The organism is Candidatus Soleaferrea massiliensis AP7, from assembly GCF_000820765.1.
Taxonomy (GTDB): domain Bacteria; phylum Bacillota; class Clostridia; order Oscillospirales; family Ruminococcaceae; genus Soleaferrea; species Soleaferrea massiliensis.
Genome location: NZ_CCYH01000032.1, coordinates 71,457 through 89,600 on the forward strand (window position 1 = coordinate 71,457; position 18,144 = coordinate 89,600).

General features: G+C 55.8%; 8 protein-coding genes. 3 read left to right on the forward strand and 5 right to left on the reverse strand.

The features are described 5' to 3' along the window. Window positions 1-192: 192 nt before the first annotated feature. The gene (locus BN348_RS13205; RefSeq protein ID WP_052446825.1) at window positions 193-4,497 is read right to left on the reverse strand and encodes an Ig-like domain-containing protein; all 4,305 of its coding nucleotides are present in this window, start codon (window positions 4,495-4,497) and stop codon (window positions 193-195) included. 535 nt (window positions 4,498-5,032) lie between these two features. On the opposite strand from BN348_RS13205, the gene BN348_RS08265 reads away from it, so the two are divergent. The 3 genes from BN348_RS08265 (at window position 5,033) to BN348_RS08275 (ending at window position 9,877) form a co-directional block, all read left to right on the forward strand. Beyond that, a complete protein-coding gene (locus tag BN348_RS08265) occupies window positions 5,033-5,737 on the forward strand; it encodes an ABC transporter ATP-binding protein (protein ID WP_040197400.1) in 705 nt (234 codons plus the stop codon). Beyond that, complete coding sequence (locus BN348_RS08270) at window positions 5,737-9,045, forward strand: FtsX-like permease family protein (RefSeq protein ID WP_197068315.1); 3,309 nt, start codon at window positions 5,737-5,739, stop codon at window positions 9,043-9,045. The genes BN348_RS08265 and BN348_RS08270 overlap by 1 nt, the downstream gene beginning before the upstream one ends. 553 nt (window positions 9,046-9,598) lie before the next feature. Beyond that, on the forward strand, window positions 9,599-9,877 hold the full coding sequence (locus BN348_RS08275) for a DUF6809 family protein (protein WP_040197402.1): 279 nt from the start codon (window positions 9,599-9,601) through the stop codon (window positions 9,875-9,877). A 2-nt stretch (window positions 9,878-9,879) separates the two neighbouring features. On the opposite strand, the gene BN348_RS08280 is transcribed toward BN348_RS08275, so the two are convergent. The 4 genes from BN348_RS08280 to BN348_RS08295 all read right to left on the reverse strand — a co-directional run bounded on the left by BN348_RS08280 (window position 9,880) and on the right by BN348_RS08295 (window position 18,128). Beyond that, complete coding sequence (locus BN348_RS08280) at window positions 9,880-10,896, reverse strand: sensor histidine kinase (RefSeq protein ID WP_040197403.1); 1,017 nt, start codon at window positions 10,894-10,896, stop codon at window positions 9,880-9,882. Next, window positions 10,893-11,558: a response regulator transcription factor gene (locus BN348_RS08285; RefSeq protein WP_040197404.1), complete on the reverse strand. Its 666-nt coding sequence runs from the start codon at window positions 11,556-11,558 to the stop codon at window positions 10,893-10,895. The genes BN348_RS08280 and BN348_RS08285 overlap by 4 nt, the downstream gene beginning before the upstream one ends. 19 nt (window positions 11,559-11,577) lie before the next feature. Then, window positions 11,578-12,825, reverse strand: coding sequence for a competence/damage-inducible protein A (locus BN348_RS08290; RefSeq protein WP_040197405.1), 1,248 nt, complete (start codon window positions 12,823-12,825; stop codon window positions 11,578-11,580). A gap of 377 nt (window positions 12,826-13,202) precedes the next feature. Beyond that, window positions 13,203-18,128 carry an NPCBM/NEW2 domain-containing protein gene (locus tag BN348_RS08295; protein ID WP_040197407.1) on the reverse strand — a complete coding sequence of 1,642 codons (4,926 nt, stop codon included), beginning with the start codon at window positions 18,126-18,128 and terminating at the stop codon, window positions 13,203-13,205. Between the last annotated feature and the right edge of the window lie 16 nt (window positions 18,129-18,144).

Sequence of the window (18,144 nt, forward strand, 5' to 3'; positions counted from 1 at the left end):
TCATCTTCTCTCTTATATTATACGTTCACCCACAACGGCAAAGGCCGGTTATGACAGTTCCGTATGGAGCCTGTCATAACCGGCTTTCGCTTTCTTTAGAGATCTGTTATCTCCTATGTTTTTTCAGTGTGAGACACCGTACCGCTTCTATTAAAAGAATCGATTCACTGACTTTTCATATGGCATTCTTCCTTAGCCGCGCAGGATTTTCATCTTGATGGCGACCAGGTCAAAGATATTGATGATGCCGTCCTGATTGACGTCGGCCAGCATCCTCTGTGTGTCGGTAAACGCTGTACGGCCCAGGATCTCGGATTTGATCAGCAGAAGGTCTGTGACGCCAAGCTTTCCGCTGCCGCTGACATTGCCCTCGATGCCCGGGACAAAGACGTTCACGTTGTCATAGGAAGCGGTGCCGTTGAAGCAGAACAGGCCGATCTGGCCGATTGGCAGGCCGGTGTCCTTGATCTCGGCGATGAACTGTCCGTCGCGGTAGCCGCGGATGGTATCCCCTTCGACCTCGATGCGGAAATGATACCATTTTCCATGGTCGAGCGTGAAGCCCGGCACCTCGACGCGGGCCTTGTTGTTGTCTCTGGAGAAGATGCGCATCTTGCCGTTCTCAAAGTCAAGGATGTAGGATTTCTTCAGCTCGTTCTGGTCGGCGCGCGCCAGGATGCCGACCGTGCTGCCGGAATCGAGACGGACATCCGCTTCGAACACGTAGTTCTTCCAGTTCTGATTGCCCGCAAAGATGTCCGCGCGCTTTCCGTCATTGGTGCTGAGCACCGACATGACCTTGTTGCCGCCTTCATCCTTGACAGCCCATTCGCCTTCCAGGACCGACCAGCCCTTCATGCTGCCGCTTTCGAAGTCGTCGGCAAACAGCGTCATGGCTTCGTCGACGACTGTCACTTCACTGATCGCCCGCAGCGACTCATCCCCATTCGCGACGGCGATGGTGGTTTTGCCCGGCTTCACAGCCGTGACATATCCGTTCTCATCGACGGTCGCGACCGATTCGTCGCCCGACGACCAGAAGACATCCTGCTTGTTATCCGCCGGCGTCCTGACCGCATTGAGCTGCAGGGTTTCGCCGGTTCTCAGTGTGGCGTCTTCTCTGCCCATTTGAAGGTCTGTCAGCTCGCCCTCGTCCACATAGTCGAGCGGGACGATCTTGATGTTGTCGAAGGACGCCTTGCCGTTGTAGGTAAAGAGTCCGACCATGCCCTTTTTGAGACCCGAATCGGTGATCTCGCCGATCAGGATGCCGTCACGGTAGCCGCGGATCTTGCTGCCCTCCACCTCGATGCGCATATGGTGCCAGTCGCCGACATTCCAGGTCTGGTTCGGCACAGTGACCTTCGCAGAGGATTTATCGCGGGAGAAGACGCGCAGCTGTCCTTTCTCAAAGTCGGTGATATAAGCTTTTCTCAGACTGTCTTTTTCCGCACGGATCAGCAGGCCCGCCGTTGCGGTGGTGTCGAGCCGGACATCCGCCTCGAACGCATAGTCCTCCCAGTCCGGGCTGCCATAATAGAGCGCGGAGTTGCCGCTGCCGGCTGTGGACGCCATCACGGTATTGGAGCCCTCCTGTTTGGTTCCCCACTGGCCCATCATGGAATACCAGTCGATCATCTGCAGCTCGCCGAAGTTCTCGAAGTCCTCAAAATGCGGGAACTCGAAGTCCGGACCCGGCAGCGCTTCGACCGTGACCAGGCAGGTATCCGTAAAGCCGCCCTCGGCGCTGGCCGCGGTGATCTCAGCGGTTCCGACCTTCTGTCCGGTGACAATGCCGCGGCTGTTCACGGTCGCAACGGTGTCGTCGCTCGTAGTCCATTCGACATCCTGAACCGACGCGTCGGAAGGCGTGAAGACTGCGGAAAGCTGTGCGGTCTCTGTCTTTTTGATGGTCAGCTCGTGCTGGTCGATGGTCATATTCTCAACTGCCACATACGGCTTATCCTCAAAGGTCAGCGTGAAGTTCACGTCGGCATTCTCTTCGGTATTGACGGTCAGTTCGAGATTGCTGCCGACCATGCTGATTTCAGCTTTGCCCTGATCGACGCTGTAATCCTTGATCTTCTTGTCGGTCGGGATGTGGAAGACCGCCTTGTATGTATCCTCTTTGACAACCTTCAGCGTGCCGGTGAGCTGGTCGCTCGACGCGTTCCACTGAATATTCTCAGTGTCGATTGCGCCCTGCAGCAGATGGCGGTTGGTCGACAGAAGCTGCGGCACGCCCTTGTCCTCATGGACCGCATAAACCCGCGCTTCGCCCGCGCGGACGGTATCCTCAAAGACGTCGCTGCCCTTGAAGCGGCCGACATAGCTGTCGTTCCAGAAGTCGTAGATGTAATAGTATTTGTTTGCATCCAGCTCCAAACCGCCGAACGCCATATCGCCGGAAAGCTTCGTGGAGAATTTCTGCGCGCTGGAATCGTTGGTGTTGTAGAAGATCAGCGACTGCCAGCCCGGTTCGATTTCCATGGCATAGATGTCCGGCAGGCTCTTGACGAACGCGTTGACCGGACGATGGCTCTTTTCGTAGTCGTGCATCGGGAAGATGCGGGAAACATCGAACACCTGCTCTTCGGTCAGCGTGTCGAAGACATTCGCGAGCACGATGCGTCCGCTGGTCGCGTAGCACATGGTCAGCAGGTTGCGCAGGCTGTCCCTCGTCGTCATGGCGTTCAGGTTCTTGCTGTCGAAGTCGTAGTTGACGACGACGCGGTCCTTGTACCAGCGAAGGCCGCCCAGGCTGATCATCTCCTTGTTGATCTTGCCGTTGTCGGTCTGGATACGCTGGGAATCCACCGTGCCAAGCGCGAGATCCATGCCGTTGTAAAGCGTTCTCTCATCGATAAAGCTGCCTTCACCCAATCCTTTTTTGGCAACCTCAAACACCTTGCGGTATGCTGCCGCGGTAGTGGTGTACGGGTCGTCAAAGCCGTCGGTGTTCCAGGCTGTATCGACATAATCGAATTTGATGCCCTTGATGCCGGAGACCCTCAGGTTCTCATAGACACCCTCCATATGCTTGACAAAATCCGGGTCGGTGTAGTCCCAGCCCTGCTTCGAACCGTTCGCGCCGCCCAGGCGGTCCCAGAGCTTGCCGCCCTGCGGGTCGTACTTCGCGCCGTCGTAGTCCTCCGGCTCGGTATAACAGAAGGTGTTTTTATTGAAGAGCTGCCACTCAGGTTTCAGCCTCGCAATATCCTCGGACATCGCGTTGGTCTGCATGTAGATGTGCGGGATACCGCCGCGCTCCGCGATTGCATCGCCCCACGCCTTCATGGTTGGGTACTCCTTGGTCAGATGCCCGTATTTGAGCCAGTGCTCGTCATCCCACCAGCCCTGCTCGTTCGATTTGAAGGTGCCGTCGGACTGTATGCGGGAGTAGGTGTCCGGCTCCAGCCGGACCGCAACCGGCGTGTACTTCAGAAAGCCGGATTTGACGACCTGATCCATGACGCCGACGCCCTTGGTCGCGTTGTTGACGCTGCCGCCGGTGCCGTAATGGCCGATGTTCCACAGGCAAAGGGTCGGATAGCCGTAATAGCTGATGTTGATTTCCATCGCGTCCTTCAACGCGAACGCATAGCTTTCCAGGATTTCAAACGGGCTGTCAATCGAGAAATCGATGTAGAAGCGGTCGTCCGGCATATATTTCGTGCCCGGATCCACCCGCTTGCCATATGGGTCCTTCGCGTACATCGAAACATTGTGGTTCTTTTCGAAGCCCAGATTGGACGAGCCGGCGTTGTCGTCGGATTTTAATCCGGTCTGGGTGTACTTTTCAAATTCGTGGTAGGTGATGCCGCCGATGACCAGCGAGCGCATGTCGAACTCGGTTCCATAGGTCACCAGGATGTTGTTGCGGCAGCGGACCGAACCGGAATGCCGCACCGAGGTGGACTGTTTGTTCCAGCTTTTTCCCAGGGAATCGACATTCTCCCAATGGCCGCTGTTACCGTCGAGCATGCTCAGGTTCTTGAGCTCGGCATCCGGGAACGCCGTCGCACGGTCGATTGGCCGGAATTCCATGAGCTTGATGATCTCGTCGGTCGTGTTCTCGATACCCGGCGAGACGATGATGCTGTCCCTGCCCTCATACAGGGAGAAGCCGAGATACTGCGTGAAGGAATCCGCCTTTTCAGCCTTGATCATCAGCATGGTGCCGTTTCCGAGCGTATCGCTGACCTGCTGAGTGGTGTAGCTGAAGGTGTAGCCGTTGTCCAAGGACTGTTCCCCGTTGTAGGAGCTGTACGCATCCTCCAGGACGGTGGTGTTGTGCCGCTTGTCAATCGCATCGTAGCTGCCCTTGGCAAGGTCGTATTCCAGTCGGACGTTTGCATTTTCAATTGCAACAACGTTGTCCTGCTCGCTGACTGAGATATCGGATTCATCCGCAAAGGATGTCAGCGAGAAGCTGCCCAGTGCCATCGAGGTACACAGCAGTATGGAAAGAATTTTTTTGCCCAGTTTTTGACTCATTTCATAAGACCTTCTTTCATCATTTTAATGGATGCCTTTTTCACATTTCTTTGCAACCGATACCTCCCTTATATTGGACTGCAAGATTTATTGGTTTGGCAAGAATCCGTGAGGATTCCTTTTTATCATTATAGCATATGAAGGACAAGATATATACATCTTTATCACGCAATATTCGTAGAATATTAATTAAATTGTGAAATTAATTGCACACTGCTTCCAGTAAGGACATTTCACCTACAGAGGATAGACCGGATTTCCGCATATCCGCACGCCATTTTCTTCCAAACCTTTATGTCTGCAGGCCATTTTTTTGGAAAACATGAAAAAAACGTGTATATTCAACACCTGCACCGCTCGCACAGATGTTTTTCACCTGTTTTCCCCTGCATCCTCATGCAATTCCCTTATAAAAACGATAATTCTAAAAAATACGTGTTTTAATTTTGAATTCCATTCACATCGTTCGGTTGAAATGCTTTCTTTTTACAGCTATAATGGGCTTACACTTGAAAGGTATGACAAGGAGGGGCTTATGGCTTCATTTATAGAACTTATCGACATTGTCAAGACCTACCGGATGGGCGAGGTCGTCATCAAGGCGTCGGACGGCATCACCTTTTCAGTCGAAAAGGGGGAATTCGCCGTTGTGGTCGGCCCTTCCGGCGCGGGCAAGACGACGGTGCTCAACATCCTGGGCGGGATGGACAGCTGCGACAGCGGCCAGATTCTCGTAGACGGCAAGGACATCAGCCAGTATAACGCCAAGCAGCTTACGACCTTCCGGCGCTACGAAATCGGGTTTGTGTTCCAGTTTTACAACCTCGTGCAGAACCTGACCGCGCTCGAAAACGTGGAGCTTGCGGCACAGATCTGCCGGGATGCGCGCGACGCGTCCGAGGTGCTGGATCTGGTCGGGCTTTCCGAACGCAGGCAGAACTTCCCATCCCAGCTTTCGGGCGGTGAACAGCAGCGCGTTGCGATCGCCCGCGCGCTTGCCAAAAACCCGAAGCTGCTGCTGTGCGACGAGCCGACCGGCGCGCTCGACTACGGCACCGGCAAGCAGATTCTGAAGCTTTTGCAGGATACCTGCCGCAACCAGGGCATGACGGTCATCCTGATCACCCACAACCAGGCCATTACGCCGATGGCGGACCGGGTCATCAAGGTCAAAAACGGCAAGGTTTCCTCGGTGCAGTACAACGAACATCCGAAGCCGGTAGAGGAGATTGAATGGTGATGGGCAAGCGCGCACTCAGGAAGGATATCCTGCGGGAAATCAAGAAACGGTTCAACCAGTTTCTCTCCATTATGATCATTCTGACGCTGGGCATCGGCTTCTTCATCGGCATCCGCGTCACCGGCGCCGACATGCGCATCACCGGGGACCAGTACTTTGACGAGCAGAAGCTGATGGACATCCGGCTGCTCTCGACACTCGGCTTCGACGACGACTCCCTGAAAAAGATCAAATCGCTTTCGAGCATCGAAGCGGTTTTCCCATCCTATTCGGTCGACACCAAATCGCTTGTGAACGGAAACGAATATTTGACGCACAATATGGCGCTTCCCGAAGGGGACGACGCGATGAACCTTCCCGTACTCGAGGAAGGACGCATGCCCCAAAACAGCCAGGAATGCGTTGTGGACGCGACGATGCTGCGCAGCGGCGAGATCAAGCTCGGCGACAGGATGATGCTGAAGACCGAGAATGATGAGCTTAAGCAGCAGTACTATACGATTGTCGGCAGCGTCATCTCGCCGCAGTATATCGCGTTGGACCACGGCTACACCTCCATTGGGGACGGCAAGCTCGATTCGGTCGTGTTCGTGCCGCGCGACGCCTTCGACCTCGACTACTACACCGAGGTCTATCTGCTGGTGAAGGGCGCTTCCGAGCTTTCCTGCTTCAGCGACGAATACGACGACCTGATTGAAAGAAGCTCCGATGAGCTGGATTCGATCAAATCCTCCCTGTCAGAGCTTCGGATTGAAACGATCAAGGAACCGCTGATCGAGAAGCTTGAGAAAGGCCAGAAGGAGTACGACGAGAACAAGGCGAAGGCTGAGAAGGAGCTTGACGACGCGAAACGCCAGCTCGACGACGCCAAAAAGCAGCTTGACGGCGCGAAGTCCACGCTGTCATCCTCCGGCCCGCAGCTCGAAAGCTCCAAGAAACAGCTTGAGGACAGCAAGCGGCAGCTCGACGAGACACTGAAGCGGCTCGACAGCGCCAAAGCGGACCTGGACGCGGGCCGGCAGCAGCTGGACGCTGGTAAATCGCAGTTTGACGCGGCGCTCTCCGAAATCTATAAGCAGCTGGGAACAAGCGTTCCATCTTACGGTACCAACTATGAGGGAGCTGTTCAGCAGCTGAAGAAGGACGTTTCCGCGTTCGCCGCCGCGGCTGAGAAGCAGCTCAGCGACGCTTACAAAGATCTGGAAGAATTCATCAAAGAAAATCCAACCATGACCGACTTCTATGAAGAGCAGAAGACGCAGCTCGACGGGCAGGCCGCGGCGGCGGCTGAGGCCAAAACACAGCTCGATCAGGCTGTGCAGAAGCTCGAGTCCTCCACGTCCGCGCTCAGCAAGGCGCAGAGCGAATACGACGCCGGGCTGCGGCAGTACCGCGAAGGGCAGGACGCCTACCAAACGGGCCTTGCGCAGTACAAGGACGGCTTGAAGGAATACAATGCCGGCGTCACGGCCTACGAAAACGGTCAGGCGGAATATCGGTCCGGGCTTGCGGAATATGAAGCGGGGCTCAAGGAATACGAGACGCAGAAATCGGGCGCCGAGCGCAGGCTCAGCGAAGCCGAAAAGCAGCTGGACGACGGGCGGCGGGAGCTCAGCAAGATAGAGTCCCCGACCATCTACATCCAGAACCGGAGCGCGAACCCGTCCTACTCGGGATTCCCGCAGGATTCCGACCGCATCGAGGCGATCGGACGCGTCTTCCCGCTGATCTTCTTCTTAGTCGCGGCGCTGGTCTGCCTGACCACCATCACCCGGATGGTCGAGGAACAGCGCATGCAGATGGGTACGCTGAAGGCGCTCGGCTACAGCCCGAAATCCGTCGCGGTCAAATACATCCTGTTTGCATTGTCCGCCGGCGTTCTCGCGCTGATTTTCGGCATGCTGTTCGGCTACAACCTCCTGCCGGTCATGATCTATAACGCCTACCGGACCTTATACCAGATGCCGCCGCTCGTACATCCGTTCGACATCTCCTTCGCGGTTCTGCCCGCGCTGCTGTCGGTCGTCTGCACGGTGCTCACCGCGCTGGCAGCCTGCAAGCTGGAGCTGCGCAGCGCGCCCGCCAAGCTCATGCGGCCCGCCGCGCCGAAACCCGGCAAGCGCATCCTGCTCGAGCGTTTCACGCCGGTTTGGAAGCGGCTGCCGTTCCTGGAGAAGGTCACGGCCCGCAACCTGTTCCGAAGCAAGGGCAGGTTCTGGATGTCGGTGCTCGGCATTGCGGGATGCACTGGCCTGCTGATCACCGCGCTTGGGCTCAACAACTCGATCATGTCGATGGTCGACAAGCAGTACGACGAGCTGAACCTCTATCAGATGCAGGTCGGCATCAGTCCCAAGGCGTCGCAGTATGAGATTGATCAGCTGTACGACGCGCTGGACAAGAGCGAGCTTGTCACTGATTACCTGTCGGTTGATTCGCGCAGCGCGGACGCTTCAAGCGGCGGTAAAACCTACGGCATCAGCCTGATTGTCGTGCCGGACGGTACCGATCTGTCCTCCTTCCTGCCGATGCGGGAGCGTCAGAGCAGCGAGACCTTCACTTTGAAAGACGACGGCATTGTCATCGATGAGAAGCTGAGTCTCCTGCTGGGGGTGAAGGTGGGCGATACCATCACGATTGCGAACCCGGATGACAATTTACAGGCTCAGGTCAAGATCAGTGCCATCAAGGAAAACTACATCCTGCACTACGGATATGTGACGGCCAGCTTCTATGAACAGCTCACCGGCTTCGAGCCGCTCAACAACCTGATCTACTGCAAGTCGCCAACCATCACCGACGACAGCTTCTCGGACACCTCCGGCAAGCTTCTGAAGCTGAACGCCGCCGAAAGTGTTGTGCGGGTCGATACGATCCGCGGCAGCTTTGACGATATGATGAAGTCGTTCCAGAGCATCATCTGGATTGTCATAATCGCGGCGGCCATCCTTGCGCTTGTCGTGCTGCACAATCTGTCCACCATCAATATCAGCGAGCGCATTCGCGAGCTGGCGACCATCAAGGTGCTGGGATTCTATAACGGCGAAACTTCGGCGTATATCTACCGTGAAAATATTGTCCTGACCCTCATCGGCATCGTAATGGGATGCGTCTTCGGGGTTTTCCTGCATTCGTTCGTCATACAGACTGCGGAAATCGATCTGGTGATGTTTATCCGTACATTGGATGCGCCCAGTGTCCTGACCGCCATCCTGCTGACGATTCTGTTCTCCGCGCTGGTCAACTTGATTCTGCATTTCCGCCTGAAAAAGATCGATATGGTGGAGGCGTTGAAGAGCGTGGAATGATATTCGGAAGATATGATCTTCTGCATGAATCGATTTTGTAACGAAATTGGCCTGTTATCGTACAGAACCCCCTCCATTGCAGTTTGCCTGCAATGGAGGGGGTTTGCTTTTGGAGGGAAGCGTACGCTTCTTTTTAATTTAAGCTTACTTAGAGGAGGGCGTAGTATCCGGGTGCAGCTTCCGCGCTTCAGCGGTACCAAGCCACACTGCCAGGTGACACCCGGCAAATAAGCCTGACACCGCGTATCACACACTCCATGAGTTTTAAGCCTTATCGGACAAACCCAAAATATAATCCACCGACACACCATATCGTTTTGCCAACTTAATAAGCACATCTGTTAGAGTATTCCGCTGCCCAATTCATAATCGCTCTAAGCTTGTTGGGAACACTTCAAATATTCCGCCCTTTGTGCCTGTGACATGCCTTTTTCTTTCTCAATTCTCGCATTTTGAGAATACACATCGCCTTCTAAAAAATATTCACTACAATTTGTTGTTTTTTGTCGAATAAAGAAAAAACTATGCTATAATACCACCTGAGGTGATATATATGCAAAATATTCTTCATGAACTCTATTACGGAAATATCTTTCCGTGTGAAAACCGGCAGCCTGAATCGAACGAATATCAGCGGGACTGTAAGACCGCCCTAAATCTTGAAGAAGCCTTCCTGTCGAACTTAAACGAAAAACAAAAGGAGGCATACCACCAGCTTACCATAAGCTGGCTGGATGTCTCCAGTCTCGAAAGCGCGCAGGCCTTTGCCGACGGCTTCAAGCTTGCCGTCAGGGTCATGGCAGAGGTGTTTCTGTGCCATGACCCTGCATAGCGTCAGGACTCAAACCGCACCATCCTGCTGCGCGGGAACGAGATCAGCACCTCTGTCCCCTTCCCTTCCTCGGAATACAGCTTCATCGCAAGCCCCATCTTGTCACACAGCTTCTTGCAGATGTACAGTCCCATACCGGTGGACTTTGCGTACTTCCGCCCGTTTTCCCCGGTGAAGCCCTTCTCGAATACCCGGCCAAGATCCCGCTTTGTGATGCCGATGCCGTTGTCCTTGATGGTCAGCACAATGTTTTCCTTCTGTTCGAACGCTTCAATCTTGATGAACGCGCGTTCTTCCCTGGCATATTTGATCGAGTTGGTCACAATCTGGTTCAGGATAAATTCCAGCCATTTCGTATCGCTGAACACCTCAAATTCCAGATTGTCGACCGACAGTACAATTTTGTGTCCGGTGAAATCCCGGTAATGCTTCTTGACCACCGGAAATACCGCATCCTTTAACGGGAATTTGCGGATGATATAATCCTTCTCGACATTGCTGCTGCGGGAATAATAGAGCACCTGCTCCACATATTCCTCCACCTTGTCCAGTTCCTCCGCAATGCTTGCGGTCGCCTCATCCTGATGATTCTGGATAATCAGCCGCGACGACGCGATCGGCGTCTTGACCTCGTGAATCCACATCTCGATGTATTCCCGGTATTCCTCGGACAGCCGCCGGTAATAATTGACCTGCTCCCGCATCGAACGGTTTGTCTGTTCGAGGATGTCACAGATCATTTCCGATTCGGCAAATCCGGCCGGCGCCACCATCTCGGACAGATAATACTTCTGGTCGAGCGCATCCAGCTCGTCAAACAGCTCCTGATAGAACTTGCGGCGGCGGAAAAACTCATACAACAGCATCGCGATGCCCGCCAGCACCCATGTGATGGTCAAAAACAGCAGCAAGGCCGCGCTGATGCCCAACAAATACAGCATGCTGAACGAAATGGTCAGCACCGCAGTATAGATCAGCGACACCATGAGCTTATCGCGGCAGAAGGTGAAAAAACTCATAACAGCAAATATCCCTGTCCTCTCTTGGTTTGAATGGAATCCGCCACGCCCGCCGTCTCCAGCTTCCGGCGCAGCCGGTTGACCGTGACGGTCAGCGTGTTGTCATCCACGAACGCGTCGCTGTCCCACAGGTATTTCATCAGCTCGTCCCGAGATACAATGCAGCCCTTCTTGGCATACAGACAGCTCAGTATTTTCAGCTCGTTCTTGGTGATCTCGATCGAATCGCCGCCGGTCTCCACAGTACTGCGGGAAAGATTGACCACAAAGCCCCCGCAGTCCAGCAGCTCCTGATTCGGATTCTTCTGCGCGCGCCGGAGCACCGACGCGATGCGCAGCAATAAAATCTGCGTGTTGTACGGCTTCGTGATGTAGTCGTCCGCGCCGAGATTCATGCTCATCAGCTCATCCATCTCGCTGTCACGGCTGGTCACAACGATGATCGGCACCTCGCTCTGCCGCCGGATTTCCCGGCAGACATAATAGCCGTCATATACCGGAAGGTTGATGTCCAGCAGCACCAGGTCCGCATGCTGCTCCAATGTGAATGCTATAATATGTTCAAAGTCGTCGGAGGAGACGCAGGTGTATCCATTCCTCGACAAAAAGGTGGAAAGCTCCTCCCGGATCTTCGGATGATCCTCTACGATCACAATCTTCATCGGTCTCCCCCTTTCTCCTTTACAGCTTTTTGCAGGCCTTGAGAATCAGGTTCAGCGCATGGGAGGATGCCAGATATCGGATCATCTCCCGGTCGTTGTCGTATCCGCGCGCCAGATGCAGTTCCAGAACATCCTGATAAAAGCCGCTGTCGATGCCGACATAGACAAGGCCCACCGGCTTATGTTCACTGCCGCCGCCCGGGCCCGCGATGCCGGTCGTGGATACGCCGATATCCGCGCCGGATATTCTGCGCACACCAGCGGCCATCTCGGCGGCGGTCTGCGGCGATACCGCCCCATGCCGCCGCAGGGTTTCGCTCCCCACACCCAGCACCTGTTCCTTGATGCGGTTCGCGTAGGAACACACGCCGCACTCGAACACCTCGGAGGAGCCGGGCACCTCGGTGATGCGCTTCGAAATCAGCCCGCCGGTGCAGCTTTCAGCCGTCGCGGCATTCATGCCAAGCTGGGCAAGCCTCTGCACGACGGCATTCTGCAGGGATTCGACATCGATGCCGTAGACAGCGTCTCCCAGCAGATCGACAATCTCCCGCACCGGCGCTTCCAGCATCTTTTCAGCTGTCTCTTGATCTCCTGCGGATGCGGTCACACGTAAAAGCACCTCGCCGTCCTTCGCATACGGCGCGATGGTCGGGTTCATGCTTTCGAGCATCCGGTCATGCAGCATGCTTTCAATCTTGGATTCCCCAACGCCGAACACATGGATGTTGCGGGAACACAGCACGCTCTGCCGGTATTTTTTCAGCAGCGGAACCGCCTCGTTCAGGAACATCGGCTGCATCTCGCGCGGCGGGCCCGGCAGCAGGATAACCGTTTTGCCGTCCTGCTCGAGAAAGACGCCCGGCGCGGTGCCGTTGTGGTTTTGCAGCGGAACGGCGCCTTTCGGAATCATCGCCTGCTTGGCGTTGTTTTCGGTGAACTCCCGGCCGATGCGGTCGAAGAAGTCGTGCATCTCCCGCAGGGCGGTTTCATCGAGCACCATCTCCCTGCCGAAATAGTCCGCCACCGTCTCCTTGGTCAGATCGTCATAGGTCGGTCCAAGCCCGCCGGTCGTGACGACCATGTCGCACCGTGAAAGCGCCAGTTCCAGCGCCTGTCTGAGCCTGCCCTCGTTGTCCCCGATGACCGACTGATAGTAGACAAAAATGCCGCGCTTTGCCAGCTCCTTTCCCAAAAAGCTCGCGTTGGTGTTGAGCGTGTCGCCAAGCAGCAGCTCGGTTCCGACACACAATATCTCTGCATTCATCTATTCATAACCTCTTTCCAAGTGTAAACTCTATTCAAAGATTATTTTATCACGTTTCTCTCCATTCTGCAAACTGGAATCCGTCGAGTGCTGTCATTCTTTCTACACGCCGTATCGGCACGGCAATAAGGCGCTCGCTCCACGATGCATCAAACCTGCTGATTCCTTATCATTCTCGCTGCTTATTATAGCACAGTAAGCGACTGCGTTCTATCCAAAAACCAAGGCCCCTGCCGATTAGATCGGCAGGGGCCTTTGCAAGGAGAATCTATGCAATCCGGTTCTGATTGGGCGGAAGTAAACCGCCGGCAGAACGGGACTCATTGAAAGAAACCATAATCCCAAGGTTCAGAATGTGTTATCCATTTAGAAAAGCGTTATCCCCTCAGGATCATGAATTTGATCTCAACGAGATCGAAGATGTTGATGATGCCGTCCTTGTTGACATCTGCGGCTTCGAACTGCCATTTTGCAAAGTCGGTGCGCTGCAGGATGTAGGACTTGACCATCAGCAGGTCGGCAACGCCTCTGGAGCCGCTGTAGTCCACATCGCCCGCTTCCACATCGACGTCGTTCGTCGTGATGATGTCGGCGCGGTCGGTGACTGCGCCGTCCACCACCAGTTCCATCGTATAGCCGTTCTGAACATTGCCTTTGACGGCATTGCCTTCGGCATCCTTCAGGACGATCTCGCCCTTCTGCTGGCCGAACAGGCTGAGGAATGCGCTGTATCCAAGATTCTCCAGAACGGTCACTTCGCCGTATTTCTCGTTGAAGTGCTCGCTGGAGATGGCTTCCTTGAAGACGCCGAACGGCAGAAGCTCGCCGTTCACGCCAAGGTCGCGGAAGGTAGCCGGAATCTCCGGCGCAACTATGCCGACGCCGCCGTAACCGGAGTAGATGCCGACCTTCATATCCATGCCGGCCAGCGCCGCGTTTTCCTTGCGGCCAATCTCCGTCCAGGTTTCATCGTCATAGCTTATCGACGCGATGAACAGGTTTCCGGTCTTTTCAATCTTCATCCAGACATCGTCCGCCGCCTGCGTATCCGGCTTCGGCTGTTCGCTGAAGCTGCCGTTGTCCAGATTGTTCGCGGAGAAGCAGTTTCCGCCGAACGCATTGTGGAACCGCTTGGTGATGGCAAAGGAGGTGTTGTCGTCGCCGTAGATCACAAATCCGGCAGTCTGGAAAACAGTGTCGGGATTTGCGAAGGCGACCTTGACCTTCGTCGTAAAGTCTCCGGAAACCGGCGTCATGACCATGTTCTGCGCGCTCGATCCCGCGCCGCCGGTCAGGTCGCCGAGCACGCAGGTCAGTGTGATGCTGCCATCCTCGTTGACGGTGTATTTCTCCGGGTTCTCACGGACGACCGACCAGTTCTCACGCAGTCCGAGTTCGCCGTAGCCCTCGCGGACCTGCGGCTTGTAGCCGAACAGCACCGGTTCGCCGTTGACCTTGTATTCACTGAACACCGCCGGGATGTCCGGGGTCGTATCGATGGTGCTGGCCACCGCGTAGATGCCGGCCTTCATCTGCATGGACGCCAGATCCGGGTTGTCCTTGCGGCCGATTTCGGTCCAGTTCTCGTTGTCATAGCTGTAGGACGCCACAAACAGCGTTCCGTTCTTCTCGATCTTCAGCCAGACATCCTGGTCCGGATGCGGATCGCTGACAGGCTGTTCGCTGAAATCCATATTGTGCAGGTGGTTCGCCGTGAAGCAGTTTCCGCCAAAGGACGGATGGAACCGCTTGAAGGCGGAGAAGTAGTTGTCGTTGTCTCCGTAGATCATGAGGCCCGCGGTCTGATAACGGGTATCGGGGCTAAACTTCAGCCTGGTGGTGACCGTGTAGTCGCCGCTGACATCGCTGACGACGATGTTCTTCGCGTTGCGGATGCCCGAGCTGAAGTCTCCCTGGGTCGCCGTCATGGTGATCTGATCCTTGCTGTCGATATGATAATACAGATCGTCCTCATTGACAATCGTCCAGTTGTCACGCATTTCGAAGTCCTTCACGTCCGGCGGCTGCGGGTCATCGCCGCGCACACCCAGGAACTTCGCGTCGCACCAGTCGGCGTGATCCGAATCGATGCTGCCGTCCGCCTTGTCGGATACGAGCTTGAGCTCCTTGACGCCCTCCAGATTGACCGAAACGCGTTTGGCCGCGTCGTTTACCTTCAGCGTACCGCTTTCATAGACCTTGACGCCGTCGGCATAGACCATAAAGTTGACCGAACTGGTCTCACGGTTCTTGATCGCGTTGACGCCGACCATGGCTTCAAACTTCAGATAGTTTCTGCCTTCAATGTTGTATACGATTTCAGACTGCGCATGGGTGCCGAGACCCTTCTGGTACAGCATGATGTTCTTCTTAGCGTCCTTAACGGCAAGCGCAAATTCATGGGAACGGTCCTTCTGAACCGTGCCCGCGCCCGCTGTCGCGGAGACCCAGTCGATGTCGCTGGCATAGGTGACCTTGTACTGGGAGGTCAGCAGCTTTGCGTTGCAGAAATCCGCGTGGTCCGCGCTGATGTCTCCGAGCCCGTCGACCACCAGCTTCAATTCGGACTTGCCGGTCAGCGCCACGTTCAGGTACTTGGCCGGGGTGTCAACCTTCATCTCACCGGTCTCAACCGCTTTGACGCCGTCGACATAGACCATGATGTTGATGCTGGAGCGGCTGTCGTTTTTCAGCGCGTTGACGCCGACAATCGCTTCGAACGCATCGTAGCCCTTGTCCCGGATATCGTAGATGATCGTTGCATTCGCGTGCGCGCTGACGCCCTTGTTGTAACGGACAACATTTCCATCCGCATCCTTCAGGGACAGCGGGTTCTCATAGGAGGTATCCTTCCTGACGCCGTTTGCCACGCCGGCTGTCGCGGACTTCCAGTCGATGTCGCTCAGCCAGGTCGCATAGGCATCCGTAAAGTTGATGGTGTAGGTGTAGACCTCGCCGTTTTTGTTGACGACCGTGATGACCGCGGTCGGGGAAACCGGGGTGGCCTGTTCGATCCCCACCTCGACCGAGTCGTCTTCCTTGTCGACGCTGACAACCGGCAGGGTGGAGGAGGAGGAATCTATGTTGACCTCGTAGCTGGTGCGGTCCTTCGCAAAGTCCTGCAGCGGTTCGCCGTCAATCCGGATGCCGCTGATGCCTTCGCCCGACACCGTGCTGATGAAGCCGACCGCGTTCAGTGTGAACGCCGCGCCGTCGCCGCCGACCACAGTCGGGATGATGGTGACGTACTGTAAGCCTTCGAGTCCCAGCAGGGCTTTCAGGTTGATGATTCTGGTCTGTGCGCTGTTCCCCGTAATCGCAACCGTCTCGCCGACCGAGCCCGGCACCATGACCTTGCAGAGGTACTGCGCGCCCCCAGTGAAGTCCGCCGCGCTGATGCTGAGATACGGCGTCGCGTCCAGATCCACATAGTAGCTGCGGCTCACCGACGCGGATTCATTCTTGGAGGTGTCGGTCATCACATTGGTCAGCTTAAGTCCCGGGTTCAGGTAGGACAGCTGCGCCTGCTTGTCGTTCATGCTCCACTGCTCGTAGGAGTAGACCGAGTCGAAACGATCGACTGTCGCCGCCGCGATGAACTGCATGGCTTTAATGGTGACGACGCCCTCCTGTGTCGGACGGAAGTCGTTCATGCCGATGACCACCGTATAGCGCTGCATGCCCTCGACGGACAGTCCCGCCTGCTGCATGGCGGCCTTGTCCAGCTTGACGATGCTGTTCACACTGCTGTCGTCCGACGCCTTCAACTCATAGCTGTGTCCTTCGGCATCCCGGATGGACAGCTTGTACAGCGTGGAGGAGTAGGTCGCCAGATTCAGCTTGAGATGGCTGACCTTGCTGAAATCGATGAACAGATCCTTGGAGACGGCGCCCCATCCCTCATCGATGTTCACGTCGCGGCCGGACTGGCGGATCTCGACGCCCTCGGTGCCCAGCGACGTCGCGATGCGGCCGGAATCCGGCTGCCAGGATGCGCCGGTCCTGTTTGTCTCCATCGAAGCGTCCTGCTCATTCAGGAATTCAATCGAATCGAATGTGACCGAGCTGCCGTTTCCGCCGAGCACGGCCGGGTTCACCGTGACGATGTGCGTGCCGGAAAGGCCGGTCAGTTCCCTGATATCATAGAGCTTTGTGGTATCGGTGCCCAGCGAGCCGAGCGATACCTCTGTTCCCTCGGTCTTCAGCTTCACATCCGCCGATGCATTCGAGTAGGACGCGACGTTCACGCGCAGATACGGCGTGCGGTCGATGTCCACGACAAACTGGCGGTTCATGCCTGCGTACGGGTTCTGGTGTCCGTCCGAGAACACATTGGTCAGCTTGATGCCCGGATTGCTGTAACTGATCAATGCCTGGCTGTCGCCGCCCGAAACCCATTCGCGCAGGGAGTAGGTTTTATTCATATAATCGCCGGTCTCGGCGCCGGTGAACTTGACAAAGCCGAACTTCGTCTGGCTGTTCTCGCCGATCGCTTCGAGCGTCACCTTGATGGTGTTGACGCCGGACAGTCCCATCAGCTCCTTATACGGCACAATGAACACGCCGCCCGCAGAGGACTGAGGATAGACGGTCGTTTCGGTCACGCCGGTGGTCATCTTGACCGCATATTGGCCGGTGGTGCTGTCCACCTTGAATTTGAAGTACGGATACAGCTCGGTGTTGATGTCCACGAAGCCCCTGCTGATCGAACCGCTCTGGGCTTCGGGCTTGACTGCGACAACCGCGCTGCCGTTGTTGACGTCCTCGGTCATCGTTGCGCCGACCGCGGACCAGTTGTACGCCACGCGGAAGTCGTCCTCGACCTTCAGGTCGTAGTCGACCGATACGCCCGCGTTGATGTCGCCGTCATACACCTCGTTGGTGTCGACCTTGATCACAATGTCCTTCGCCTGCGTGTCGTCCGCGAATTTCGCGAAGATCACGCGCTTTGAGAAATCATAGAAGTAACCGCTTTCGGAATCCCTGACATCCTGCATGGACGCCTTCTTCTCCAGCGAAACGCCGTCCACGGCGACGCTCTCCGGCTCCTTCTGGGTATGGACGTTCAGATAGTAGTCGCGGTCCTCCGCCGCGTAACTGCCAGTGCGCGCGCTGAGCTGGATGTTGATTTCGCCTTCCAGCGTCTGCGCCGCGTAGTCGGTCTTCGCATATTCGCCGGTTTCATAGTCGAAGGTTTCGCCGTCGTCCTCATAGAGGTAGGAAGACGCATCCTTACCCGGATAGATGTCCAGCGTCACGTCGCCGGTTTTGGCCGGTTCCACATACTGGATCACATCGCCCATCGGCACGATCGAGCCC